This is a genomic window from Lysinibacillus halotolerans, from assembly GCF_003711845.1.
Taxonomy (GTDB): domain Bacteria; phylum Bacillota; class Bacilli; order Bacillales_A; family Planococcaceae; genus Ureibacillus; species Ureibacillus halotolerans.
In genome coordinates this window covers 25,969-51,630 of the sequence record NZ_RHLQ01000025.1, presented here as the reverse complement: position 1 = coordinate 51,630, position 25,662 = coordinate 25,969, and the positions used below count along the sequence as shown (strand labels likewise).

The 25,662-nt window shown below is 36.2% G+C and carries 31 protein-coding genes, 1 tRNA gene and 1 riboswitch; of the genes, 30 read left to right on the top strand and 2 right to left on the bottom strand.

Translation table 11 applies throughout. The annotated features are described in order from the left end of the window. Positions 1 to 223 precede the first annotated feature (223 nt). Together uvrC and EC501_RS11100 are read left to right on the top strand one after the other, a co-directional pair. Positions 224 to 2,014, top strand: a complete 1,791-nt coding sequence (gene uvrC, locus EC501_RS11105; RefSeq protein ID WP_122972365.1) for an excinuclease ABC subunit UvrC — start codon at positions 224 to 226, stop codon at positions 2,012 to 2,014. A gap of 32 nt (positions 2,015 to 2,046) precedes the next feature. Next, positions 2,047 to 2,232: riboswitch (Lysine riboswitch) on the top strand. Positions 2,233 to 2,382: 150 nt separating this feature from the next. Further along, positions 2,383 to 3,609, top strand: coding sequence for an aspartate kinase (locus EC501_RS11100; protein WP_122972364.1), 1,227 nt, complete (start codon positions 2,383 to 2,385; stop codon positions 3,607 to 3,609). A gap of 83 nt (positions 3,610 to 3,692) precedes the next feature. Here EC501_RS11100 and EC501_RS11095 read toward each other — a convergent pair whose 3' ends face one another. Continuing rightward, positions 3,693 to 4,106 (bottom strand): YslB family protein, encoded by a 414-nt coding sequence (locus EC501_RS11095; protein WP_122972363.1) that lies wholly within the window; start codon positions 4,104 to 4,106, stop codon positions 3,693 to 3,695. A gap of 275 nt (positions 4,107 to 4,381) precedes the next feature. Between EC501_RS11095 and EC501_RS11090 the strand changes: the two genes are divergently transcribed. The 11 genes from EC501_RS11090 to EC501_RS11040 all read left to right on the top strand — a co-directional run bounded on the left by EC501_RS11090 (position 4,382) and on the right by EC501_RS11040 (position 12,597). Then, entirely contained in the window at positions 4,382 to 4,996 is a 615-nt protein-coding gene (locus EC501_RS11090; protein WP_122972362.1) for a succinate dehydrogenase cytochrome b558 subunit, read from the top strand. Positions 4,997 to 5,054: 58 nt separating this feature from the next. Beyond that, positions 5,055 to 6,800 carry a succinate dehydrogenase flavoprotein subunit gene (gene sdhA, locus EC501_RS11085; protein ID WP_122972361.1) on the top strand — a complete coding sequence of 582 codons (1,746 nt, stop codon included), beginning with the start codon at positions 5,055 to 5,057 and terminating at the stop codon, positions 6,798 to 6,800. Between the two features lie 21 nt (positions 6,801 to 6,821). Then, entirely contained in the window at positions 6,822 to 7,601 is a 780-nt protein-coding gene (gene sdhB / locus EC501_RS11080; protein ID WP_122972360.1) for a succinate dehydrogenase iron-sulfur subunit, read from the top strand. 501 nt (positions 7,602 to 8,102) lie between these two features. Then, positions 8,103 to 8,543: an acyl-CoA thioesterase gene (locus tag EC501_RS11075; RefSeq protein WP_122972359.1), complete on the top strand. Its 441-nt coding sequence runs from the start codon at positions 8,103 to 8,105 to the stop codon at positions 8,541 to 8,543. Between the two features lie 72 nt (positions 8,544 to 8,615). Continuing rightward, positions 8,616 to 8,837 (top strand): helix-turn-helix domain-containing protein, encoded by a 222-nt coding sequence (locus tag EC501_RS11070; RefSeq protein ID WP_036198757.1) that lies wholly within the window; start codon positions 8,616 to 8,618, stop codon positions 8,835 to 8,837. A gap of 142 nt (positions 8,838 to 8,979) precedes the next feature. Continuing rightward, a complete protein-coding gene (locus tag EC501_RS11065) occupies positions 8,980 to 9,429 on the top strand; it encodes a MarR family winged helix-turn-helix transcriptional regulator (RefSeq protein ID WP_122972358.1) in 450 nt (149 codons plus the stop codon). Positions 9,430 to 9,439: 10 nt separating this feature from the next. Then, positions 9,440 to 10,234: a glutamate racemase gene (gene racE / locus EC501_RS11060; protein WP_122972357.1), complete on the top strand. Its 795-nt coding sequence runs from the start codon at positions 9,440 to 9,442 to the stop codon at positions 10,232 to 10,234. Positions 10,235 to 10,422: 188 nt separating this feature from the next. After that, a complete protein-coding gene (gene rph, locus EC501_RS11055) occupies positions 10,423 to 11,181 on the top strand; it encodes a ribonuclease PH (protein ID WP_122972356.1) in 759 nt (252 codons plus the stop codon). Then, complete coding sequence (locus EC501_RS11050; RefSeq protein WP_122972355.1) at positions 11,181 to 11,774, top strand: XTP/dITP diphosphatase; 594 nt, start codon at positions 11,181 to 11,183, stop codon at positions 11,772 to 11,774. Before rph ends, EC501_RS11050 begins: the two co-directional genes overlap by 1 nt. Before the next feature lie 123 nt (positions 11,775 to 11,897). Continuing rightward, positions 11,898 to 12,404 (top strand): metallophosphoesterase, encoded by a 507-nt coding sequence (locus EC501_RS11045; protein ID WP_122972354.1) that lies wholly within the window; start codon positions 11,898 to 11,900, stop codon positions 12,402 to 12,404. Between the two features lie 119 nt (positions 12,405 to 12,523). After that, positions 12,524 to 12,597 (top strand) — tRNA-Arg (locus tag EC501_RS11040). A gap of 159 nt (positions 12,598 to 12,756) precedes the next feature. Here EC501_RS11040 and EC501_RS11035 read toward each other — a convergent pair. Beyond that, positions 12,757 to 13,878 (bottom strand): site-specific integrase, encoded by a 1,122-nt coding sequence (locus EC501_RS11035; protein ID WP_122972353.1) that lies wholly within the window; start codon positions 13,876 to 13,878, stop codon positions 12,757 to 12,759. 184 nt (positions 13,879 to 14,062) lie between these two features. On the opposite strand from EC501_RS11035, the gene EC501_RS11030 reads away from it, so the two are divergent. From EC501_RS11030 to EC501_RS10950, 17 genes are all read left to right on the top strand, one after another. Next, positions 14,063 to 14,398, top strand: coding sequence for a thioredoxin family protein (locus tag EC501_RS11030; protein WP_122972352.1), 336 nt, complete (start codon positions 14,063 to 14,065; stop codon positions 14,396 to 14,398). A 162-nt stretch (positions 14,399 to 14,560) separates the two neighbouring features. Further along, positions 14,561 to 14,806, top strand: coding sequence for a glutaredoxin family protein (locus EC501_RS11025; RefSeq protein ID WP_122972351.1), 246 nt, complete (start codon positions 14,561 to 14,563; stop codon positions 14,804 to 14,806). Between the two features lie 266 nt (positions 14,807 to 15,072). Continuing rightward, positions 15,073 to 15,336 (top strand): metal-sensitive transcriptional regulator, encoded by a 264-nt coding sequence (locus EC501_RS11020; RefSeq protein ID WP_122972350.1) that lies wholly within the window; start codon positions 15,073 to 15,075, stop codon positions 15,334 to 15,336. 103 nt (positions 15,337 to 15,439) lie between these two features. Further along, entirely contained in the window at positions 15,440 to 17,101 is a 1,662-nt protein-coding gene (locus EC501_RS11015) for a CoA-disulfide reductase (RefSeq protein WP_174232684.1), read from the top strand. 226 nt (positions 17,102 to 17,327) lie between these two features. Next, a complete protein-coding gene (locus EC501_RS11010) occupies positions 17,328 to 17,723 on the top strand; it encodes an OsmC family protein (protein ID WP_122972348.1) in 396 nt (131 codons plus the stop codon). A gap of 16 nt (positions 17,724 to 17,739) precedes the next feature. Further along, positions 17,740 to 18,387 carry a TlpA disulfide reductase family protein gene (locus EC501_RS11005; protein ID WP_122972347.1) on the top strand — a complete coding sequence of 216 codons (648 nt, stop codon included), beginning with the start codon at positions 17,740 to 17,742 and terminating at the stop codon, positions 18,385 to 18,387. Positions 18,388 to 18,447: 60 nt separating this feature from the next. Further along, positions 18,448 to 19,083, top strand: a complete 636-nt coding sequence (locus EC501_RS11000) for a hypothetical protein (protein ID WP_122972346.1) — start codon at positions 18,448 to 18,450, stop codon at positions 19,081 to 19,083. A 4-nt stretch (positions 19,084 to 19,087) separates the two neighbouring features. Then, entirely contained in the window at positions 19,088 to 19,843 is a 756-nt protein-coding gene (locus tag EC501_RS10995) for a cytochrome c biogenesis CcdA family protein (RefSeq protein WP_122972345.1), read from the top strand. A 16-nt stretch (positions 19,844 to 19,859) separates the two neighbouring features. Beyond that, positions 19,860 to 20,435, top strand: a complete 576-nt coding sequence (locus EC501_RS10990; protein ID WP_122972344.1) for a TlpA family protein disulfide reductase — start codon at positions 19,860 to 19,862, stop codon at positions 20,433 to 20,435. A gap of 24 nt (positions 20,436 to 20,459) precedes the next feature. Beyond that, a complete protein-coding gene (locus EC501_RS10985) occupies positions 20,460 to 21,143 on the top strand; it encodes a response regulator transcription factor (RefSeq protein ID WP_122972343.1) in 684 nt (227 codons plus the stop codon). Further along, positions 21,130 to 22,248, top strand: coding sequence for a sensor histidine kinase (locus EC501_RS10980; protein WP_122972342.1), 1,119 nt, complete (start codon positions 21,130 to 21,132; stop codon positions 22,246 to 22,248). The genes EC501_RS10985 and EC501_RS10980 overlap by 14 nt, the downstream gene beginning before the upstream one ends. A gap of 94 nt (positions 22,249 to 22,342) precedes the next feature. Then, positions 22,343 to 22,603: a metal-sensitive transcriptional regulator gene (locus EC501_RS10975; protein WP_277749719.1), complete on the top strand. Its 261-nt coding sequence runs from the start codon at positions 22,343 to 22,345 to the stop codon at positions 22,601 to 22,603. A 59-nt stretch (positions 22,604 to 22,662) separates the two neighbouring features. Further along, on the top strand, positions 22,663 to 23,010 hold the full coding sequence (locus EC501_RS10970; protein ID WP_122972341.1) for a rhodanese-like domain-containing protein: 348 nt from the start codon (positions 22,663 to 22,665) through the stop codon (positions 23,008 to 23,010). A gap of 25 nt (positions 23,011 to 23,035) precedes the next feature. After that, entirely contained in the window at positions 23,036 to 23,332 is a 297-nt protein-coding gene (locus tag EC501_RS10965) for a rhodanese-like domain-containing protein (RefSeq protein ID WP_122972340.1), read from the top strand. A 48-nt stretch (positions 23,333 to 23,380) separates the two neighbouring features. Beyond that, a complete protein-coding gene (locus tag EC501_RS10960) occupies positions 23,381 to 23,944 on the top strand; it encodes a sulfurtransferase TusA family protein (RefSeq protein WP_241559321.1) in 564 nt (187 codons plus the stop codon). A 26-nt stretch (positions 23,945 to 23,970) separates the two neighbouring features. Further along, complete coding sequence (locus EC501_RS10955; protein ID WP_122972338.1) at positions 23,971 to 24,366, top strand: DsrE/DsrF/DrsH-like family protein; 396 nt, start codon at positions 23,971 to 23,973, stop codon at positions 24,364 to 24,366. Between the two features lie 121 nt (positions 24,367 to 24,487). Further along, a complete protein-coding gene (locus tag EC501_RS10950) occupies positions 24,488 to 25,615 on the top strand; it encodes an MBL fold metallo-hydrolase (protein ID WP_122972337.1) in 1,128 nt (375 codons plus the stop codon). The last annotated feature ends 47 nt before the right edge of the window (positions 25,616 to 25,662 follow it).

The following is a 25,662-nucleotide window of genomic DNA, read 5'->3' as shown; positions in this document are numbered from 1 at the left end:
AAACGATTTGATCGATTCAGATTAAAGGTGTTATTACACCATCAATATAAAAATATAGATGTTCGGGTCGCATAAATTAGGAGTGAGCTAAATGCTCACCCCAACATTTGACTTAGAACCCCCTTTTTTACGCCATTTTTTCCTTTATAGTTTCTTATTATTTCTCCCATCTGCCTCTTTAAACCTTTATAATGAATATAAAAACCTTATTAGGGTGATATAAATGAATGAAACAATTCAAAATAAATTGGCGATTTTACCCGATGAGCCTGGTTGTTACTTAATGAAGGATCGTCAAGGAACGATTATTTATGTTGGAAAGGCTAAAATCCTGAAAAACCGTGTTCGTTCCTATTTCACCGGCTCCCATGATGGTAAAACCCAGCTGTTAGTAAGTGAAATTGAAGACTTCGAATACATTGTCACATCCAGTGAATTGGAAGCTTTAATTTTAGAATTAAATTTAATTAAATTGCATGACCCGAAATATAACATCATGTTGACAGATGACAAATCCTATCCGTATATAAAAATTACGAATGAAAAACATCCACGCATTTTAATTACACGGAAAGTTAAAAAGGATAAGGCGAAATATTTCGGTCCTTATCCGAATGCAGGGGCAGCCAATGAAACAAGAAAGCTGCTTGATCGGTTGTATCCGTTACGAAAATGTATGAAACTGCCGAATAAAGTTTGCCTATACTATCATTTAGGACAATGTTTAGCTCCTTGTGTAAAGGAGATTGAAGAACATGTTTATGATGACATGATTGAGGAAATTACAAAGTTTCTAAATGGTGGATTTGAAGATGTGAAAAAAGAGTTACAACAGAAAATGCTCGATGCAGCGGAAAATTTAGAATTTGAACGGGCAAAGGAATATAGAGATCAAATTGCCCATATTGAAACGGTTATGCAAAAACAAAAAATCGTTTCGGGTGATTTATCGAACCGGGATATTTTTGGCTATGCAGTTGAAAAAGGGTGGATGTGTGTTCAAGTCTTTTTTGTACGCCAAGGGAAATTAATTGAAAGGGATGTATCCATCTTTCCAATATACCGGGAACCAGAAGAGGAATTCCAAACGTTTATCGGTCGGTTTTACGATATACCTGAGCATATTAAACCGAAGGAAATTTTCATTCCGACGAATGTGGAAAAATCGTTATTAGAAAACTATTTACAAATGAAAGTTGTTACGCCGAAGCGAGGCTCGAAAAAGGAATTGGTCGATTTAGCTACGAAAAATGCTCAAATTGCCATTCGAGAAAAATTCCAATTAATTGAACGGCAAGAAGAACGAACTGTTGGGGCTTGTTTAGAATTAGGTAATGCCATGAACATAGCCCCACCTCTTCGAATTGAAGCCTTCGATAATAGCCATATGCACGGAGCGGATACTGTGTCGGCAATGGTCGTGTTCATCGATGGAAAACCGGCAAAAAAGGAATATCGGAAATATAAATTGCGGGAAACGGCTAAGCACGATGACTATGGTGCTATGCAAGAAGTAATTCGACGTCGCTATTCAAGGGTGTTAAAGGAAAACTTACCATTGCCAGATTTAATTATTATTGATGGTGGGAAAGGGCAAATGGAAGTGGCGCGGGAGGTAATTGAAGATGAATTAGGATTATTCATTCCCATTGCAGGTTTAGCAAAGGATGATAAACATAATACATCCCAATTATTGTACGGAGAACCTCCAATCCCAGTGGAAATGAAAAGAACGAGTGATGGATTTTATTTATTACAACGTATTCAAGATGAAGTCCATCGTTTTGCAATTACATTTTTACGTCAACAACATCAAACAAATGCGATCCAATCCGTCTTGGATGGCATTGAAGGGGTTGGACCGAAAAGGAAACAACAGTTGCTGAAACATTTCGGTTCTATTAAGAAAATAAAAGAATCATCGGTAGAGCAATTAATGGAAGCCCATATTCCAAGTTCAACAGCAATGGCTATCTACAATCACTTTCATAAAGACACATTGTCAAAGGAATAACGGTGTGCTATTGTAAGTTTAAATATGAATACGAACATGATAGAGGTGCAAGGTTCAATAGTAACCATCTGGAGGATGAACAATTCCTAGGAAAGGTGGTGAAAGGGAGACTTGCCGAAGCGATAAATCCATTGTTCAGATTTATTTGCTGGTTTTGCATTTAAGAAGTGTAAGACTGTCAGAATCAGTCAGAGTGATTCTGGAGGGCTATCTCATAAAAGATTTTACTGTGATCGGTATATTTTTGAGGCAGCTTTTCACACTCAGTGAGAAGCTGCTTTTATTTTGAAATGGTATAATGAATGTATAAGTTTTCTGAATTGATGAAAAATACACTTTTTCGAAAGTTGTAAAAGGAGTGTGTACCAATGGAGACAATTGTAGTGAAAGTCGACAGTTCTTCCCTTTTAACACCGGAAAGAATTGATAAACTAGCGGAACGAATTTTAAAGCATCGAAGCAATGGAAAAAATACTATAGTAGTTGTTCCTTCTATTGAATTACTAGAAGGAAAATTACTTCCTTATTCGTCGATTTTTACCGAAAGAATTGCTGATAGAGAAAGTCATGCGCTAAAAGCGATTAACACGCAAGTTGCTAGTAGTTTACTAGCGATTTTACTAGAAAAGAAAGGATGTAAGGCAGTTTCCCTTTCTGGTTGGCAGGCAGGAATTGAAGTGGTGAAGTCCAATGGAAATATATTAATTGAACAAATACACCACGATTTTCTTCTTGAACGGATACATAACGGGGAAATAGCTATTGTGGCAGGTTCTCAAGGTTATGATCAATATAAAGATTTGTGGACTTTAGGAGAAGGCGGTCCAGAAACGACAGCAATTGCCATTGGTACAGCTCTAGATGCGGAATATGTTGAAATATTAACTGAGCAGGATGGAATTTACACAGCCGAATCCTCGGTTGTAAAGGAAGCTCGGAAACTAAAAGAAGTGACCTATGATGAAATGCTTGAACTGGCCCATTTAGGATCTACTTTTGTTCATCCGAGGGCAGTGGAACTAGCGAAAAAATATGAAATGCCGATCGTCGTTCGATCTAGCACAAACGATGTCGAGGGGACATGGATAAAAGGAGAGGTAAAAATGGAGAAAAATAGAGTTGTTCGTGGTGTAGCATATGAAGCAGACATTATTCGGTTAACAGTAGGTTTTGATTCCTATGAAAATTCCTCTCTAGCGAATATTTTTATGACTCTATCAAAGTTTAACATCGACGTAGATATTATCGTTCAAGCAGTTATCGATGGAGTGAAACCAACCGTATCTTTCTCCATTGCAAAAGAAGATTTTGCTGAAGCTATTAAAGTGTTAGAACAAAATAAAGCCCAATTAGGATTTAGTTTTGCCGATTTTGAAGTAGGCTTAGCAAAAGTTTCAATTGTTGGTTCAGGAATGGTTTCCAATCCAGGTGTCGCTGCCCAAATGTTTGATCGATTACGCAAAGAAAATATAATAGTGAAAATGGTCAGTACTTCGGAGATTAAAGTATCCGTTGTCGTACCGCAAGATGAAATGGTCCGGGCAGCAAATGTGTTACATGATGAGTTTCAATTAGTGGAAGAGTACGTAAATTAAAAAGCCAATTCCATAGATATCCCCTTTCATGTCGATATGGAAGGGGAGTAGTCTTTGGAATTGGCTTTTATAATATGTAGGAATTAATCTACTTTTTCTTTTTTATCCCATTTAAGTGTGAAGACGACTTGTTGTTGTTTCTCACGTTTTTCGTCGAAACATTCTGTAAGACAACCTTGTAATGCTTGAATTTGTTGAGCGATGAAGCCTGCTTCTAGTCGGAAGGAACGTTCTTCGATTTTTAATAAGTCGGCGTCATTTGTTAGATGAAATATGTAGCCATCCTTTTCCTCTTTATCAAGGGTTAAAACGCCCCAACCTGCGTCTTGGAAGAAGGAGATAATGAGCTGAATATCAGTACATGGAAATTTGCGGGCTAAATCTTTCCCTGCCCAGTAAAGAACATCCTTTTCATGTTTTCCAAGAATGGTAGGAAGTAAATAATCTCGAATAATTTCGTAGCCAAATGCTGGGACAGTGTTGTGGATGTGAGTCATTTTAAAATTACCTCTTTCTTAATTTCTTCATTATTTAGTATAAGAAAGTAAAATATTCTTTAAAAGAGAAAATTCTACCGAGATAGCGCATATTTTTTAATGAAATGATGAGATAAAAAATTGTATGCAACCTTGACGCTCGTAATTCTTGAGAGTACAATGGACATGTCATAATATTGTACCATTATGAAATACACAGTCAATCTATGAACCTTTACAAAATCGTGAAGTGAAATTGGCTCGGGTATTTAAAAGTACTAGGGGGGGTAATAGTCTTGTCAAAAAATCATGAGTTTTACTGGAGACGCTTACATTCACTATTAGGTATTATTCCTGTAGGTCTGTTCTTAGTGTTTCACTTATCACTGAACTTCACTGCTACTGGTGGAGAAGAAAACTACAACAATTCAATAGGGATTATGGAATTGGTTCCACATTGGCTATTGTTAATTGTTGAGTGGGTAGTAATCTACATACCAATTCTATTCCACGGTTTATATGGTGTGTTTATTGCTTTTACTGCCACTTCAAACATACAGCGCTTCGGGACATTCCGTAACTGGATGTTCATGTTGCAACGTATTTCGGGAGTATTCCTTGTTATTTTCATTGCTTGGCACATCTTCCAAACTCGTATCCAAAAAGCTCTTGGTGCAGATGTTGACTTTAATATGATGGAAGAAATCGTTGCTAATCCGTTTATGTTAGCATTCTACATTTTAGGTATTTTAGCTGCTACATTCCACTTAGCAAACGGTATTTGGTCATTCTTAGTGAGCTGGGGTATTACACAATCGAAAAGTTCACAAAAGGTTGCAACTTATGTAACGATGATCTTCTTCGTTCTATTAAGTATCATTGGTGTTGCTGCAATTCTAGCATTCGTATAATAACATAGTAACATTTCCTGGCAGTATTATAGCAAAGAAAGAGGAGTGAGGAATAATCATGGCGAAAAGCAAAATCATCGTCGTAGGTGGCGGTTTAGCAGGCTTAATGGCTACGATGAAAGCAGCCGAAGAAGGCACTGAAGTTGAATTATTCTCATTAGTTCCCGTAAAACGTTCACACTCTGTTTGTGCGCAAGGCGGAATTAATGGAGCAGTTAATACAAAAGGTGAAGGGGATTCTCCATGGATCCACTTTGACGATACAGTATATGGTGGGGACTTCTTAGCGAACCAACCACCTGTTAAAGCAATGTGTGATGCCGCTCCTGGTATCATTCACTTATTTGACCGTATGGGTGTTATGTTCAACCGTACGCCAGAAGGTCTTTTAGACTTCCGTCGTTTCGGTGGTACGTTAATGCACCGTACAGCATTTGCTGGTGCCACTACTGGTCAACAATTACTTTATGCGTTGGACGAGCAAGTTCGTCGTTATGAAGTAGATGGTTTAGTAACGAAATACGAACATTGGGAATTCCTTGGCGTTGTTCTTGACGACGAAGGTCATTGCCGTGGTATCGTAGCTCAAGATATGAAAACAGAAGAAATCCGTTCATTCCGGTCTGATGCTGTTATTATGGCAACAGGTGGTCCTGGTATTATCTTCGGTAAATCAACAAACTCAATCATTAACACTGGTTCTGCTGCATCGATTGTTTACCAACAAGGTGCATCTTATGCAAACGGTGAAATGATTCAAATTCACCCAACAGCGATTCCTGGAGACGACAAAAACCGTCTAATGTCTGAATCTGCACGTGGTGAAGGTGGACGTATTTGGACTTATAAAGATGGTAAACCTTGGTACTTCTTAGAAGAAAAATACCCTGCATATGGTAACTTAGTACCTCGTGATATCGCGACTCGTGAAATCTTCGACGTATGTGTTAACCAAAAATTAGGTGTTAACGGTGAAAACGTTGTATACCTTGACCTTTCTCATAAAGATCCACATGAGTTAGATATTAAACTTGGTGGTATCATCGAAATTTATGAAAAATTCGTAGGGGATGACCCACGTAAATTACCAATGAAAATCTTCCCAGCTGTTCACTACTCAATGGGTGGTCTATGGGTAGATTATGATCAAATGACTGAAATTCCTGGTCTATTTGCTGCCGGTGAATGTGATTATTCACAACATGGTGCAAACCGTCTAGGTGCTAACTCATTACTTTCAGCGATTTATGGTGGTTCAGTTGCTGGACCTAACGCTGTTAAATATGTAAAAGGCTTAAAGAAACATGCGGAAGATCTTCCTCAATCAATCTATGATGCTCGTGTAAAAGAAGAGCAAGAGAGATGGGATGCTATCCTTAAAATGGATGGTACTGAAAACGCATACCTTTTACACAAAGAGCTTGGTGAGTTAATGACTGACAACGTAACTGTTGTTCGTTACAACGACAAACTTGAATACACTTATAATAAACTTACTGAATTACTACAACGTTGGGAAAACATTAATATCAACGACACTCAAAAATGGAGTAACCAAGGGGCTCACTTCACTCGTCAGTTGAAAAACATGTTATACCTTGCACGCGTTATTACGAAAGGTGCACTTTTACGTAACGAATCTCGTGGGGCTCACTACAAACCAGAATTCCCAGAGCGTGATGACGAGAACTTCTTAAAAACAACAATGGCGAAGTTCAACCCACAAACTGGCGAACCTGAAATTTCTTATCAAGAAGTAGACGTTTCTCTAATTCCGCCACGTAAACGTGACTATTCTTCATAAACATAAGGGGGGTCATTAATCATGACAACAGCAGTAGGAACTGGAAAAACTGTTAAAATGGAAATCCTTCGTCAAGATACTGAAGGTGGACAATCTCGCTGGGAGAAATTTGAGGTCCCTTATCGTCCAGGTATGAACGTTATCTCTGCATTAATGGCAATTCAACAAAATCCTGTTACTGCTGATGGACAAAAAACTACTCCTGTAACTTGGGATATGAACTGTCTTGAAGAAGTATGTGGAGCATGTTCAATGGTTATTAATGGTCGTCCACGTCAATCTTGTTCAACATTGATTGATCAATTGGAACAACCTGTTCGTTTAGAACCAATGAAAACATTCCCAGTTGTACGTGACTTACAAGTTGACCGTAGCCGTATGTTCAATGCGCTTAAAAAAGTAAAAGCTTGGGTTCCAATCGATGGAAGTTACGATTTAGGTGAAGGTCCTCGTATGCCAGAACGTAAACGTCAATGGGCATATGAATTATCAAAATGTATGACTTGTGGTGTATGTATGGAAGCATGTCCAAACGTGTCTGAAAAAGCTTCATTCATCGGACCAGCTCCATTATCACAAGTACGTCTATTCAATACACACCCAACAGGTGCAATGATTAAAGACGAACGTTTAAATGCAATTATGGGTGATGGTGGCCTTGCAAACTGCGGTAACTCACAAAACTGTGTAGCTGCATGTCCAAAAGGTATTCCATTAACAACTTCTATTGCAGCACTTAACCGTGCAACAACTGTTCAAATGTTCCGTAACTTCTTCGGTTCAGACCACATGGTTGACTAATCATTTGGCTTCTTGAAGAAGGAGAAATAGGAAACAAATCCTTTTCAAAAAATATGAAGGGTATCTAAGTCTTTTTATGACTTTTAGATACCCTTTTTATTATGTCTTGCATAAGATAGAACGATGTTACAGAGGAAAGGGTTGTAACATTTGATCGTTAATTTCTTCTATTTGTTTTCCATTCATTTCAGTAGAGTCAAAGGAACTTTTTTGTCGAATGGCGTAAATTTAGTTCAAAGAATGTCGACATAGACAAAAAGGTCACGGCTCCCCCTTTATGTAAATGGACTAGATTTGCTATAATTTAATGAACCGCTATTCATTTTACTTCCTTAAGTTTCACTAAATTCAGTTGATGGATTCCAATTGGGATCATCATGATCGTGTGGACTTAAAAGAAGTTATGACCGTTGGCTTTTCCGAGCTGAATTACTAGTTCAATGGCCATAGCAAAATGATAAAGGGAGAATAGGGAAAATAAAGGGGAAGGGGTTATCGAACATGAAAGCAAGTTATATTGAAGATCCACAAAAATGGGAGGAACAATTCGAATTTTATGTCGAGGTAAAGGTAAGATTTTCGGAAACCGATATGTTTGGACATTTGAACAATACGGTAACCTTTGCATATTTTGAATATGCACGGATTGAATTTTTGAAATATTTAGGTTTTGCCAGCTTCACAGGGGAAATAACGAAAATTCCTGTTGTGGCGGATTTACAATGTGATTATTTAAAACAAGTATATTTTGATGAAACTCTTCGAATCTATGTAAAGGCAGCACGAATCGGAAACTCATCCATCGATATTCACTATCTAGCAAAAAACGAAAATAACGAACCATGTTTCACGGGTAGAGGCACGATTGTTCAAATCGATAAAGCTTCAGGAAAACCAATTCCATGGGATGAAAAAGAAAAATTAATATTGCATGGGAAATAGTTAAAATGCCCTCACAGCCTTTAAACTCTTATCATACTTTACATAGAAGAGGAGATAGGAGGGTGTTGCCTTATGAATAGCCCGCAGCATCGTTCGCTTTTGACGAAAAGAGAACGGGAAATATTCCAGTTACTTATCTTGGATTATTCAACTAAAGATATTTCGCAAAAGTTGGGCATAAGCGAAAAAACGGTGCGTAATCATATTTCAAACACGATTCAGAAACTGGGCGTATCCAGTAGATCACAAGCATTGATTGAATTATTAAGGCTAGAAGAATTATCACTTCATTGATTGGATGCTTGCTATTTCGTCCAAAACACTTCAAAATAGAGTTAAAGCAATTTTATTCAGCAAACAGTTTTTGTTCCTAAGTGTTCACACAGGTTCAAAAGTCGCTGAGACTGATTTGATTCTTGAGGAGTGACTGCACTAGATGAGGAATGACGAAAGGCATAGCAAAGATAGGATAGCATTTTTAGAAAAGAAACTTCGCTTTACTTCGAATTTGATAAAACAAAAGGGTAGGGAAATACTCAGTAATTACACAATTACACCTCCGCAATTTATAGCGCTTCAATGGTTACATGAATCGGGCGATATGACAATTGGAGAATTATCGAATAAAATGTATTTAGCTTTTAGTACGACGACGGATTTAGTCGATCGTATGGAAAAAAATGAATTAGTAGTGCGTATTCGTGACGATCAAGACCGCCGAGTTGTACACATTCATTTACTTCAAGAAGGCGAAAGAATCATCGAAGAAGTGATTGAAAAAAGACAAAATTACTTACAAGAGTTATTAGTTGATTTTGATAAAGAAGAAGTTGACATGTTATCGAAATTACTACACAAATTACATTTACAAATGGAACAGGATTGAGGCGGTTTTTGTGAATGCCCCGATAGGCGTTATTGATTCAGGTGTTGGCGGCTTAACAGTTGCAAAGCAAATTATGAAGGTTTTACCAAATGAAACAATCTATTATATTGGTGATACTGCAAGATGTCCCTATGGACCAAGGAATAGAAAAGAAGTGTTACATTTTACATGGCAAATGGCTAAAGCATTAGAAAAGATGCATATTAAAATGCTCGTCATCGCATGTAATACAGCAACAGCTGTCGCGTTGGAGAGCTTGCAGAAGAAAATGTCGATTCCGGTAGTCGGTGTGATTAATGCAGGGGCGAGGGCGGCAGAGAAAAAAACGAAACGAAATGAAATCGTCGTACTTGCAACAGAAGGTACTATTAAAAGTGGGGCATATGAAAATGCCTTACTTTCTTTAAGTACGAAGGCGAAAATAATTCCTCTTGCGTGTCCGACGTTCGTTCCCCTTGTAGAAAGTGGCGAATATGAAGGACAGTTTGCATTCGACTTAGTTGCAAAAGGTTTAAAGCCGCTAGCCAATAAACAGTTTGATACCGTTATATTAGGATGTACCCACTATCCAATTATCCAGCATCATATCGAAAAAGTAGTGGGGCCGGATGTATTTGTCCTTTCCTCTGCGGAAGAAACGGCAAAGGAAGTAAAGGATTTACTAGAGTATTATAATCAATTGAATACTTCGGTAGAAGAACCTTATCATAAGTTTTTCACAACCGGCTCTGTCCCAATTTTTCGAACGATTGCTACAAATTGGTTAGAGTCAAATCATTTAGATATACGCCGTATAAAACTTTAAACTTACTTCATTGGTAATATCTTTTTTTGCACCATTAGCATGCCAATAGTTAAGAAGCTCGTAAGTATTTTTACTTTCGAGCTTTTTATTTTGAAAAACAATACAAAGGTCACTAGTATTCGCATCCACTCGAAAATTAAAATAAATTATGATAAGATGGGTTTCGCGAAGCAACGAGGAGGATTAACATGACAAGACATGATGGTAGAGCTGTAGAACAACTAAGACCTGTTACAATTGAAACGAATTATTTAATGCACCCTGAAGGATCTGTCCTTATTCAGGTAGGCAATACAAAGGTCATTTGTACAGCAACAATTGATGATAGAGTTCCAGGATTTTTACGTGGCCAAGGAAAAGGATGGATAACAGCGGAATATTCAATGCTGCCAAGAGCCACAGCAGAACGAACTCAACGCGATTCTTCTCGTGGGAAAGTAAATGGCCGGACGATGGAAATACAACGTTTAATTGGACGAGCATTACGGGCCATTGTTGATTTAGAAGCATTAGGTGAAAAAACGGTTTGGATTGATTGTGATGTCATTCAAGCAGATGGTGGGACACGTACCGCATCCATTACAGGCGCTTTTGTTGCGTTAACACAAGCATTAGCAAAAATTCACGAGGAAAAACCTTTCCCTAAATTCCCAATCGTTGATTACTTAGCTGCAACGAGTGTTGGATTTGTTAGGGAACTTGGTGCTGTATTAGATTTAAACTATGTGGAAGATTCTTCTGCGGAAGTCGATATGAACTTAGTAATGACTGGTTCTGGTCGTTTTGTGGAAATCCAAGGAACAGGAGAAGAAGCAACCTTCTCCCGTGATGAGTTAAATCAATTATTAGATTTAGGTGAAAAAGGAATTGCCGAATTAATTGCCTTACAAAAAAATGCCCTTGGAGAAGCAGCAAACTTAGTTGGTTCAACGAAGGAGGAAGCATAATGAAACAAGTTGTGATTGCAACAAAAAATAAAGGGAAAGCGAAGGACTTCGAAGCATTGTTTACACCCCTTGGTTACGAAGTTGTAACGATGTTTGAAGTAGCGCCTGATTTAGAAATTGAAGAAACAGGAACAACCTTCGAAGAAAATGCCATTTTAAAGGCTGAGACGCTTGCTAGACAGCTTGGAAAACTAGTCATAGCCGATGATAGTGGACTAGCTGTAGATGCCCTAGGAGGCGAACCTGGCGTATATTCTGCCCGCTATGCTGGCGACCATGATGATGAAGCAAACATTGTGAAAGTACTGGAAAAACTAAAAGGCGTACCGGACGAAAAACGCACTGCCCGTTTCTGCTGTTCATTAGCCATCGCTGGACCAAATATGGATACATATACAGTATTCGGTACATGTGAGGGTGTAATTTTACATGAAAGACGGGGAACAAATGGCTTCGGTTATGATCCAATTTTCTTTGTACCAGAACTAGACCGTGCCATGGCAGAATTAACACCAGAAGAAAAAGGAGCGATTTCCCATCGTGGAAATGCTATTCGTAAGCTGGCAGCAGAATTACCAAACTTGGTAAAGTAGGTTAATTAAAATAATAAGGGTCCCCGAAATAGTGTTTCGGGGAATATCCCATTTAAATTAAGTATATGAAAATAACTTCATGCATATAGTGATGGTTGGGATGGTCTTTTAGGAGGTGGAATGATGCGGTTATTAGTAATGAGTGATACCCACGGAGATGCGGAAGTGATTAAAAGGGTAAGGGAAGCCAATCCACAAGTCGATGCGATCGTACATTGTGGAGATAGTGAACTTTCCTATGATCATCCTTATTTAGATGGTGTAAAAAAAGTGCGCGGTAATTGTGACCGGGACGACCGATTCCCAAATGAAGAATTGTTTGAAGTAGACGGTGTGAAAATTTTCGTCGCCCATGGGCATTTGTTAAATGTGAAGTCCACCATTATGAATTTACTATACCGTACGAAGGAAGTGGAGGCAGATGTCGCCTTTTTTGGCCATTCCCATGTATTAGGTACGGAGTTAGTGGATAATATATTATTTGTGAATCCTGGAAGCCTATTAAAACCACGGGCAATTGCGGAAAAAAGTTATGCCGTTGTAGAATTCGAAGATAACACGTGGAAAGTAACAGGCTATACAGATAACGGGAAAGAAATCTTTACAAAAAACTATGCCTTATCAGAGTAACGATTCGATTTGAATTTTTTGATTCATTTATAAATTATTTTTCAAATAGTATTGACAGTTTACCAATAAGTGCATATAATAATAATTGTCTTTCATGATTATTTCCATGTTTGACCAATGTCTCAGTAGCTCAGCTGGATAGAGCATACGCCTTCTAAGCGTACGGTCGGGGGTTCGAATCCCTCCTGGGACGTCGAAGGGTTCAGATAGAAGAAGTTTGAACCAAGTAAAAATGCTTCAAATCCTTATTATATAGGGGTTTGGGGCGTTTTTATATTTTACAAGAAAAAGAAAGAAACCGAAAGAAAAAGGTGCTTTTTATACACTTTATACACAAATTTTACACAAGGATTTAGCCACTATAAGTTAGTAAGTCCTCAAAAATTGAAGCAGTTTTTGATGAATCACGCTCACGAAGTTCTTTTAAGAGATGTGCGTAAGTAGAAGTCGTAATATCAATTGAAGCATGACCAAGTCTTTCGCTTACATACAGAACTGAAATATCTTGATAAAGAAGAACACTAGCATGAGTATGGCGTAAACCATGAACTGTAATAATAGGTTTGATTTTTAGTTTTTTTATTGAAGCTCGTAACACATCATTTAACCGATCATTAGTAATAACTTGAATTGGTGAATCAGATGTATAGAACACTAGGCGATTTTCATTCTGAGGATGATTTGAAACTTTTAGTACCTGTTTCTTTAAAACATTCATTGTCGTCTTATCTAAGCCAATTGTTCGTTCAGATGATTCATTTTTCAACGGACCAAATCCTCCATACTCTTTATAGCGCCATTGTCGATGAATTTTAACAGTGCTTTCTTTAAAATTAATATCTTCAATTGATAGACCAACTAATTCCCCGTATCGTAAACCGCTAGTTAAAGCAACAATTAACATCGTATATTCAAGACCATTGTCAATATTTGCATGTAAATACTTTAATAGTAGTTGACTAGCATCATAATCCAAGAACTTTTCAGATGATTTTTTACTAGCTGCTCCGGTGATGGTAACATTTCGTGTAAAGTCGGTTTTTATTAATCCTTCATCTATTGCTTCCCTTATACAAGTGCGTATAAAGCCATTCATTTTACGATTCGTTGTTTTAGCAAATTGCTCTCCCATGTCATTAAGAAACTGTTGGTATTCACGTTTAGTAATACTCTGAATAGCTTTATCTCCAAAATAGTTAAGAAGTTTGGTGTGAGTTGCTTTATAAGAGTTAAGGGTTATATCGGAAATATCTCGCTTATAAGTCTTGAACCATTCCAAAAAATATTTTTCAATCGGATAGTCCTTTTGTGGATCGAGTACTCCGTTTTTTAAATCAAATTCCATCTGTAAAGCTGCTTCTTGTGCTTCTTTTTTTGTTCGAAATCCCCCTTTACGAATTGGTTTTTGCTTGCCGTCTATTGTGCGGCTAATGGCATATTGCCACGTGTTACCGCGCTTTGTGAAGCTTGCCAAATAATTACCTCCTTTACTTGGTATAAGAATAGTATAGAGTTTTTATGAGTGTTTGGAAAATGTGAGTTTGAAGTTGCTATTAAGTGAGTGTGTGAAAACATGAATATAAACATAAACTAACTGGGATGTCTTTACTTTTATCTAACTAGTGGCTAAGCTATAATGTACTGAAAGGTGGTGCAGAATGAGAACATTCAAAGAGTTACACACCATTGAAGCTGTAAACAGCTTTATTTCCAGCAATCCATTATCCTTTATTTATATTTCGCGTACAGGATGCAGTGTTTGTCATGCTCTTTTACCACAGATCGGAAAACTTATGGAAAAGTTCCCGAATATCCAACTCGCACACATCAATTCTACAGAAGTGGAGGAAGTCGCAGAACGGTTTACTGTTTTTTCGGTCCCAGCGATGCTTCTATTTATAGAAGGGAAAGAATTTTTGCGGGAAGCGCGTGTTGTCCATATGAGCCTATTTGAAGAGAAATTACAGAAGATTTATGACGGTTATATGAATTAAGGCTATTCTCGCATGCTCGGGGAATAGCCTTTTCTTTTAATTTTTATTAAAGTGTATTATAAAGAAGAAAATTTATCAAAATCGTGAAGGCTGATTATCACCTTATCTATTAGTGGACCATTAAATATTTTAGAATAAATATTAGAAATAGAGGCTATAAAAATGAAAATAGATGTAACACTCTACACCACCACGTTGTGTCCTGTATGTGGTATGGTTAAAGACTTTTTGAAAGACATGAATATAATATATAAAGAAATTAATGTAGATATCAACCCAATAGAAATGATAAAACTTATTGGGAAGACGAGAAGATTATCTGTTCCTCAAACAAATATTAATGGTGAATGGATCTTCGGATTTGACCCGGTTCGCATCTTAGAAGTTCTAAATGCTAAGTCTAATTAGAAAGGAGTAAAGGTTCTTTTCCTAAACATTAGAAGTTATGGATTAAGCTGAACAAATAATGGAAAAAGTAACTTTTATTGAAAGGTAGTTTAAAGATAAAGTATTGGAATACCTGTTTTCAAATGGATAACTAGTATATGGGAAGAAACCTCTTTGAAACTAGCGAGTAAAGAGAAATACTAGACTACTTATAGGAGTTGACATTATACCTTACGGGGTATAATATGGTATAATAATGAATGATTCATTAAGGGGAGGCTAGATAGTTGAATTCATATGATGATAAAATCAAAAATCGAATTAAACGAGCAGAAGGTCAGCTTCGTGGTATTTTGAAAATGATGGATGAAGGAAAAGATTGTAAAGCAGTAATCACTCAACTATCTGCAGCTCGTTCAGGTGTGGATCGTGCTATCGGTTTAATCGTAAGTCAGAACTTAGCGGAGTGTATCCAAGCAGCACAGGGTGACGAGCAAGCTATGAATGAGTCAATTCAAGAAGCTGTTAATCTTTTTGTTAAAAGTCGATAAGTAGTTCGACTTTTTATTTCAAATAAATAATACCCCTATAGGTATCCGAGGCTGCTTATATTCTTAAAAAACATTAATCAACACTATTATTGGAGGAACTATTATGAAAAAGAAAATTATTATCGTTGGTGGAGTTGCAGGTGGAGCAACAGCAGCAGCTCGTTTAAGAAGAATTAGCGAAGATACTGAAATCATACTTGTAGAGCGCGGTGAGTATATTTCATTCGCAAATTGTGGTTTACCTTATTATATCGGCGAAACTATCAAGGATCGAAGTAAATTATTAGTTCAAACAGTCGAAGGAATGTCTGAACGATTTAAACTAGATATACGAAACCAAAGTGAAGTAATTAGTATTGATACTGAGAATAAAAGTGTGACGATAAAAAATCTACAAACAGATGAACTTTATACTGAAACATACGATAAATTACTTCTATCTCCAGGTGCTAAACCAATTATACCACCAATTCCTGGTTTAAATGAAAATGATACATTATTTACCCTTAGAAACATTCCTGACACAGATAAAATTAAGAGCTATGTTGATTCTAAAGAGCCTAAAAAAGCGGTAGTCATTGGTGGTGGGTTTATTGGAATTGAAATGGCGGAGAACTTAGTAGATTGTGGAATTGAAGTTACAATTATCGAAATGGCAAATCAAATCATGGCGCCAATTGATTTCGAAATGGCAAGTATTTTACACAAACATCTAAAAGAAAAAGGTGTGAACTTAATACTAGAAAATGGCGTGCAATCCTTTGCTGAGCATGGTAAAAAAGTTATTTTATCTGATGGAACAGAAATTGAAACGGATATGACTATACTTTCAATTGGTGTAAGACCGGAAAATGAATTAGCCAAAGGGGCTGGATTAGAATTAGGTGAACGTGGAGGGATAGTTGTAAATGAATACCTACAAACATCTAATCAGGATATTTACGCTGTAGGAGATGCAGTTGAGGTTGTGGATTATATTAATGGCCAAAAAGCTATGATTCCACTTGCTGGACCAGCCAATCGCCAAGGTCGAATTGCTGCCAATAACATCATGGGGAAAAATGAGAAGTATCAAGGGACTTTAGGTACTTCAATTGCGAAGGTGTTTGATTTAACAGTTGCTGCTACTGGCAATAATGAAAAAACTTTAAAAAGACTAGGAATATCTTATGAAGTTGTTCATATTCACCCAAGTTCTCATGCTGGTTATTACCCAGGTGCAGCGCAGATATCCTTAAAATTAATCTTTGATAAAGAAACAGGAAAAATCTTTGGCGCACAAGCAATTGGAGCAGATGGTGTTGATAAACGAATAGATGTTATTGCTACGGCTATTAAGGGCGGACTTACTGTAGAAGATTTAACGAATCTAGAATTATCTTACGCACCACCATATTCTTCTGCAAAAGACCCAGTGAATATGGCAGGATATGTAGCAACGAATGTACTACTTGGTGACTTAGAGCAGATACAATGGCACGAAGTAGATCAAATCATTGCAGACGGTGGTTTATTAATCGATGTTCGTGAAGCAAAAGAAAGAGAAAATGGCTATATAAAAGGTTCTATTAATATTTCTCTTAATGAGCTAAGAAATCACCTAAATCAAATTCCAAAAGATCAACCTGTTTATGTAAGCTGTCAAGTAGGATTAAGAGGCTATTTAGCAAGTAGAATCTTAAAAAACAGTGGATACAAAGTGAAAAATGTTGATGGTGGATGGAAAACATATTCATCTGTATATGGTGCAAAGATAAACCAATAACATTTCTAACTATTAGTATTTTTTGAGATATTAAATAAATACCTATATAAGGATGAGTCTAGGACGATAAGGATATATATCATCCTAAACTCATCCTTTTTGTAGTTGTTTGATCTTAGTTATTTCAAATTAAGATATACAAATGAATAAAAAAATCCAAACATACTAAATTTTAACGAAATTTTCACATTTCCAATCCATAATACAGGTGAAGGGAGATGTGTAAATGAAATTTAGTATTGAAAATGAACGATTAGTTGGACATTTAGAATTTGGGAACATTTATGCTTCTACAGATAGCTTGAAAGGATATAAGCCCTACGAATTAATGTTAACTTCTATAGTTACGTGTAGTGGTTTATTACTTATAAAGTTATTAAATAAAAAACGCATATCTTTCACTTCTGTAAATTTTCATGTGGAGGGTATTAGAAATACGGAAATAGCGAATCGTGTTGAAGCAATCGATATTACTGCATACGTCACATTTGATAAAGAACTTTCAAAAGAGCAACTAAAAAAGTTAGAAGAACTAGTAATAAAGAATTGCGGGATGATTCAAACGATTATTGGCTCTGTGAAAGTTACTTACAATATTCATTACCACCAATTAACGGATTAAGAAAGGAGCAATTAGGATGAAAAAATATATTCCTTTCATAATCATAGCAATACTTGTGTGTTACGTAATTTTTGACTTTGTGTCAAAAGAATCAATGCTGAATACCACAATAAAAAATGAAGCTAAAACAGAACAATCGATTGAACAAGAAGTGGTGGACGAGTTATTTGATCATACAGGTGAAGATCTAACTGAAACGGGCCATATAGAATCTGGACAAACCTTACCAGAAGTTGAATTTGCTCCCGGTTTCGAACTGTCCGATATGAACGGTGTTTCTGTAAACCTTTCCGACTTAAAAGGAAAAATTGTTATCTTAAACTTTTGGGCAACTTGGTGTCCTCCATGTAGAGACGAAATGCCTCATATGCAAAGTTTCTATGAAAAGAAAAAAGATGATGGCATTGAAATTATTGCTGTTAACTTAACGAACCAAGATGTTGGGCGGCAAGCCATTGAACAATTTGTACAAGATTTTGGCTTAACATTTCCAATTCTGTTAGATGAAGATGGTTATGTTGGGACGTTGTATGAAGTTATGACAATACCAACGAGTTATATTTTGGATGAGGAAGGACGTATTTTTCAAAAGGTAGTTGGTCCAATGGATGAACAAATATTGAATGATATGGTGGATTCAATTCGTATGTATGATGAAGAGTAAGAACTTCTTAGTTCAGTAGCTCAGATACATCTAAATTATTAAAAAAGCAGGAGTTGTCAAATGGCTAGTACAGCAAAGGTCATTTCATTAGCATCAATTTTCTTTAGTATTATCGTAGGTCTACTAATTTATTATTGGATTAGCCCATCAAACAAGGAAGAGATGAAAATTCAATTTGAAAAAGTTGTTAACTTTTTATTGAACTTTATTATCTTTATGTGGATAGCAAAAGTAGTATTAAATATCACAATATTTATAAAAGATCCTCTTGCTGTTTTAGCCTATCCAGCTGACTCAACCGCTTTTTATCTAGCTATAATAGCAAGTTTCACTCGATTAGTTTTTAAACAGAAAAATTTAAATCTATTTAACTTTCTTAGTGTCTTGTTACCAGTCGTGTTAACGGCTTCTTTTATGTTTGAATTTACACAATTTATACAAGATCACAATTGGTACTCTTTGACGAATATGATTGTCTTTATGATTCTTGTGACATTTTTTTATTATTTTATTGACAAAATCTCACCGTTAAATTTATATTTAATTCTTTTAATTAGTTGGTTGACCGGGACATTAATTATGTACTTTACACAACCATATGTATCATTTTTCGGGTATTTATTATCGTTACCATTTATTTTCTCTTTCTTTTTATTCAATCTAAGTGTCCTAATTTATCACAAATTGAAGAGGTGAATATATGACTATTGAGACAGATACAGTCCTTCTAGTAGGTATGCTTTTAGCGTTTGGAGCTGGTGCTATTTCCTTCTTATCACCATGTGTACTTCCTTTATTTCCCGCTTATTTATCCTACATTACAGGAATTAGTGTAATGGAAATACAAACAGAACAAAGTACTACGATTCGAAAAAAAATATTAAGCCACTCAATCATATTTTTAATTGGAATAGGTATTGTTTTTATTAGCTTAGGGGCTAGTGCTTCTTATCTCGGGCAATGGTTACAACAGTTATTTATAGGAAATACAGCATTATTAATACAGAGGCTAGCCGGGATCTTTATCATCTTTATGGGATTATTTGTAGCAGGGTGGTTAACGATTCCGGTATTTATGAGGGAAAGACGTTTCCAGTATTCAAAAAAATCTACAAGTTATTTAGGGACATTTTTTGTTGGGCTAGGTTTTGCGGCTGGATGGACACCGTGCATTGGTCCAATTTTTGCATCAATACTATTACTTGCTGCTACCAATCCAAGTCAAGGTCTTATTTATACGTTTATGTATGTCATTGGTTTTGCAGTTCCATTTATAATATTAACGTTTTTCATTGGTTCGTCGAAATGGATTGTAAAAAGAACTGGAATCATTATGAAAGTTGGAGGGATTATGATGATTCTCATGGGAGTCCTTCTATTTTTCGGACAAATGCCACGATTAAGTGCATTTTTATTGAGATTAATTGATGGAACATGGCTATCAAATCTAGGATAGAAAGAGGTAAATGGCAATGAAGAAAGTAATATTTGGACTATTATTAATTGCAATGATTGGATATGCGTTTTATGAGTATAATTCTTCCCAATCTGATACCACAGTTACAAGTAAAAAAACTCCCGTGATCTCATCTAATACGGATATTGAAATTGAAGAAACAAATGAAGTAGGAATTAGACGTGGAAATATTGCACCCAATTTTACGTTAGAGACATTGGAAGGTGAAGTTCTTTCACTGTCAGATTTTAAGGGAAAAAAAGTATTTATTAATTTTTGGGCTACTTGGTGTCCACCCTGCCGCGCAGAGATGCCAGATATACAAAAATTCTCTGAGGATGAAGATGTTCTAGTGTTGGCAATCAACTTAACACATACAGAAGATTCTTTGTTGACAGTTGATAACTTTATTCAAGAAAAAGGATTCGATTTTCCAGTATTAGTCGACGAAAATGGAGAAGTTGCCGAGCTGTTTCGCGTACAAGCTTATCCAACATCCTACATGATTGATACATCGGGAAGAATACAATTCGTTGCATTAGGTGCAATGAATTATGATCTTATGGTTAAGGAATATAAAAAGTTAAAATAAGCACTTAAACTGGGGGGTGTCATTTTGAAACAGAAGATTTTAATTGTTGAAGATGACCAAATGATTCGAAACTTAATCAGGATTTATTTACAAAATGAAGGATATGAAGTGATTGAAGCAGTGGATGGGGAAATGGCCAAAGATATATTTCTAAAAGAGCATCCATGTTTAATTATCCTTGATTTAATGCTTCCGAAAATTAGTGGTGAAGAATTTTGTGAATGGGTAAAAGACCAAGAAAGAAATGAAGTGTCAATTATTATGTTAAGCGCAAAAGTACAAACTGCTGATAAAATCCATGGGCTTCGACTAGGTGCTGATGATTATATGACCAAACCGTTTGATCCTGAAGAATTGCTTGCACATGTAGAAGCTGTTTTAAGGAGGACAGGTCAATTTTGTCAAAAAATTTCACACGGAGGATTATGTATAAAACCAAGGAAAGGTGAAGTTGTTTTATATGACAAAGAAATTCACCTAACGAAACATGAATTTCAATTATTGTATCACTTCATGGAAAACCCAAATATCGTATTACCCCGTGAAAATTTATTAGAGCATTTATATCCATATCTTGAAAAAGAAGTGATGGAGAGAACAATCGATGCTCATATAAAAAAAATTCGAGAAAAAATTGAAGAGAATCCAAGTAAGCCAAAAAGGATTCAAACAGTTCGTGGAATGGGGTATAAGTTTGTTACAGAATAAACTACCATCGTTATTACCAAAGAAGTTTTTGTGGCGTTTAACTTTAGCGAATAGTTTCATAATCATTGCTTTTATATTGATTTCTGGATGGTCCATTTATGAAGCAGCTTGTCAAATATTTGATGAAATGGCGATGTATCAAGAAACAAAATTATTTAAAACTGTTTTATTGCAATACTTATGGATATTTGTTGGGATTTTTATTGTTCTCGCGATTGTCATCCAGTATTACTTTACACGTAAATTGATGAAACCTTTAACAGAATTAATCGAGTCGATGAAAAGCTTAAAGCAAGGTCATAAAGTGCAGAATATTCAATTTCAGTCCGATGGTGAAATGGAAGAGTTAATTTATCATTTTAATGAGTTAGTCAATCAACTGGAGTGCAATAAAATACAACGGCACAAACAACTGACGGATTTTTCTCATGAATTTCGCACACCGTTAACCAATTTAAATGGTTATTTAAAGGCGTTGCAAAGTGGGGTCATAACTGGGGATCAAGAATTATTTCATGCACTTCAACGAGAATCGAATCGACTCATTAGTATGTTAGAACAATTAAAGTCTATTGAAGAACTTGAATATGTGCAAAACCAAAAATTTGTTCAAAAACAAGAAGTTCAAATTACAGAAATCATCAATCAAGTCGTTAAAATGTTTACTTGGACCTTGAAAGGAAAAAATATAGATTTTACTTCAGACATTGATGAACAGTCTATTCAAATCAATCCTACTGGGATGACACAAGTGATTAGTAATTTGATTGATAATGCTATTCGTTATTATGATGGAATATACCCAATTCAGATAACAGGGAAAAGAAAAGATGAATCTTATTGCATTTCCGTCAGTGGACAAGGTCAATTTATTTCAAAGAATGAGCAAGATTTTATTTTTGAACGATTTTACCGAACGGAATCTACGAATAAAACAATTGGTAAAGGATTAGGTTTAGCAATTTCAAAAGAGATTGTTGAGCAGCATGATGGCAATATCCGTATAATGTCAGATGGATATAATCATACGTTCATTGTGACAATTCCCATTTCTTCTAAAAAAGTAAAGCGTATTGATGCAAGTTTTTTAGAAAATCTAAATTAGAAAAAAATTTTGTTTTGCTTGTTGACATTATACCTGTAGGGGTATATTATGTGTATATCAGCAAGAGATAACAAACAGGAAGGAGGCGGCACAAGTGAATTCGTATGATGTTAAAATAAAGAATCGAATGAAACGAATAGAAGGTCAACTTCGAGGGATATTGAAAATGATGGACGAAGGAAAAGACTGTAAGGCCGTCGTCACTCAATTATCAGCTGTCCGTTCAGGTGTTGACCACACAATTGGTGTCATTGTAAGTCAAAACTTAAAAGAATGTATCTTGGAAGCAAAAAGTAATGAGGCTACCAATGATTCAGTACAAGAAGCAATGGAGTTATTAGTTAAAAGTCGTTAAAAATTGACTTTTATTTTTCAATAAAAATATACCCGTAGCGGTATATGAGGAGTGAGCAAATGGAAATTTGGTTAGTGATTGCAATTGCGATTGTTTTTATCATTTGGCGTATGAGACCGGTAAAAGGAACAAAAACTATATCGACAGATGCATTAAAAGGAATCCTAAATGATAAAGATAAAGTATTTGTCGATGTACGAACAACTGGTGAATATAAAGCTCGAAATATTCGTCAGTTTAAAAATATTCCTTTAGGATCCGATCTTTCAAAACTTCCGAAAGATAAAGAAATTGTTGTCATTTGTCAAAGTGGAATGCGTAGCGCACAAGCTTGCAAACAATTAAAAAAATTAGGATATGAAAATGTAACTAATGTTCGTGGTGGCATGAGTGCCTGGAGAGGCTAAAAATGAATATAGGAGGACAATGAAAATGAAAGAAATAACTGCAAAAGAGGTTCAACAACGTATAGAAAATGGAGAAAAGCTAAATCTAATTGATGTTCGTGAAGTGGATGAAGTACAAGCGGGTCATATCCCTGGTATTACACATATACCCCTTGGGCTACTTGAATTCCGTACACACGAACTAGATAAAGATACACCATACATTATGGTTTGCCGTTCTGGTGGTCGAAGTGGTCAAGCAACACAATATTTACAAAGCCAAGGTTTTGATGTAACTAACATGACAGGTGGTATGCTTTCTTGGGAAGGGAAAGTTGAATAATTTTTTTGAGATTAATAATACCCTATTAGGTATATGGAGGTTTTTGGAATGTCATTAAAAGCAGATGTACAGTTAGACTGCAAAGGACTTGCATGCCCAATGCCAATTGTTAAAACGAAAAAGGCAATGAATGATGTAAGTGATGGACAAATTTTAGAAGTGCAAGCGACAGACAAAGGTTCTATTGCAGACCTGAAAGCTTGGTCTGAAAGTATTGGCCATCAGTATATTGGCAATAAAGAAGAAGATGGTGTCATACGACACTACATCCGTAAAAGTGGTGATGACCATGAATCGGAAAAGAAATTTGAACAAACGATTACCAATGAAGAAGTAATTGATCGTGCTGCTAACGGAGGTATTATTCTTGATGTTCGTGAACAAGCGGAATATGCATTTGGTCATATCGAAGGCTCTAAATCCATCCCAATGGGTGAATTAGAAGATCGTTTAGATGAGCTAGATAAAGACCAAGAAATTTATGTGATTTGTCGTACAGGAACACGCAGTGATTTAGCCGCACAGAAATTAGCGGAAAAAGGTTTTACAAAAGTGTATAACGTCTTACCAGGAATGGGTTCTTGGAACGGCGATTTATCTAAAAAATTATAAAAACAGAAAATTGGAGGAATTTTATTATGTCTAACAAAGTAGCAATTATCGCAAGTAACGGTGGGTTATTTGACGCTTATAAAGTATTTAATATCGCAACGGCTGCAGCAGCAACAGAAAAAGAGGTAGCGATTTTCTTCACATTTGAAGGGTTAAATTTAATTCACAAACAAGCGATGCAACAATTACCGATGCCAGAAGGTCGTGAACACTTTGCGGAAGGATTTGCAAAAGCAAATGTACCTAGTATCCCAGAATTAGTAGAGATGGCTCTAGACATGGGCGTAAAATTCATCGGCTGTCAGATGACAATGGATGTAATGGGCTTAACAAAAGAAGACTTTATTGATGGAATTGAAGTTGGTGGAGCAGTAACATTCCTAGAATTTGCTAAAGATGCAGCACCAACATTAACATTTTAATACCAAAAGAGTTAAATGATGAAATACCTAATATCAGATCATTAGGGAAAACTAGTGGAAGGGAATATACTCTCTTCCACTTAAAAAAACACAAAAATAATACCTATGGGGGTAATTCGATATGACAGTTATTAAAATGACAGCAGCAGAAGTTGCACGAAAAGTAATTGAAAATAAAGAGTTATTTATTTTAGATGTACGTAACAAAGACGCTTTTGAAGACTGGAAAATTGAAGGACATAGCTTTGATTATTTAAATATTCCTTATTTCGATTTATTAGATGGTGTGGATGAAATCTTACCAAAACTACCGACTGATAAAGACGTATTAGTGGTTTGTGCTAAAGAAGGATCGTCTCTAATGGTGGCTGAAATGGTATCAGAAGCAGGACGCGATGTGTTCTACCTTGAAGGTGGCATGAAATCATGGAGTGCATACCTTGAGCCGATTAAAGTTGGTAATTTAACAGGTGGTGGGGAACTATACCAATTCGTTCGTTTAGGAAAAGGTTGCCTTTCTTACATGGTGATTTCAGAAGGCGAAGCAGCCATTATTGATGCGGTTCGTTTTACAGAAGTGTTCACAAATTTTGCAAAAGAAAAGAATGTAGAAATTAAACATGTATTTGATACACACTTACATGCAGATCACATTTCAGGCGGTCGTCATATCGCTGAAGCAACAGGCGCTACTTATTACTTACCACCAAAAGATGCAGAGGAAGTCGTATTTGATTACACACCACTTGAAGATGGTTTAACAGTAAAAGTAGGAGCATCTCAAATTGAAGTAGGCGCACTATACTCACCGGGTCATACAATCGGCTCAACATCATTTATCGTTGATAGCAAGTATTTATTAACAGGTGATATTTTATTCATTGATTCAATCGGTCGCCCGGACTTAGCAGGTCTTGCGGAGGATTGGGTTGGCGATCTTCGTGAAACACTATATCGTCGTTACCGTGAATTAGCAGAGGATTTAATCGTTCTACCAGCTCACTTCATGATCATTGAAGAGTTAAATGAAGACGGCACTGTAGCAAAACGATTAGGTGATCTATTTGCAGAAAACCATGGTTTAAACATTGAAAGCGAAGAAGAATTCCGTCATACCGTAACGGATAACTTACCACCACAACCAAATGCCTATGAACAAATTCGACAAGTAAACATGGGTAAAATTACTCCTGACAATGATGAACAAACAGAGATGGAAATCGGTCCAAACCGCTGTGCGGTACGCTAATGAATGATGTAAAACAAACTCTGGCAAGGAAAAGGTAAATTCCTTCC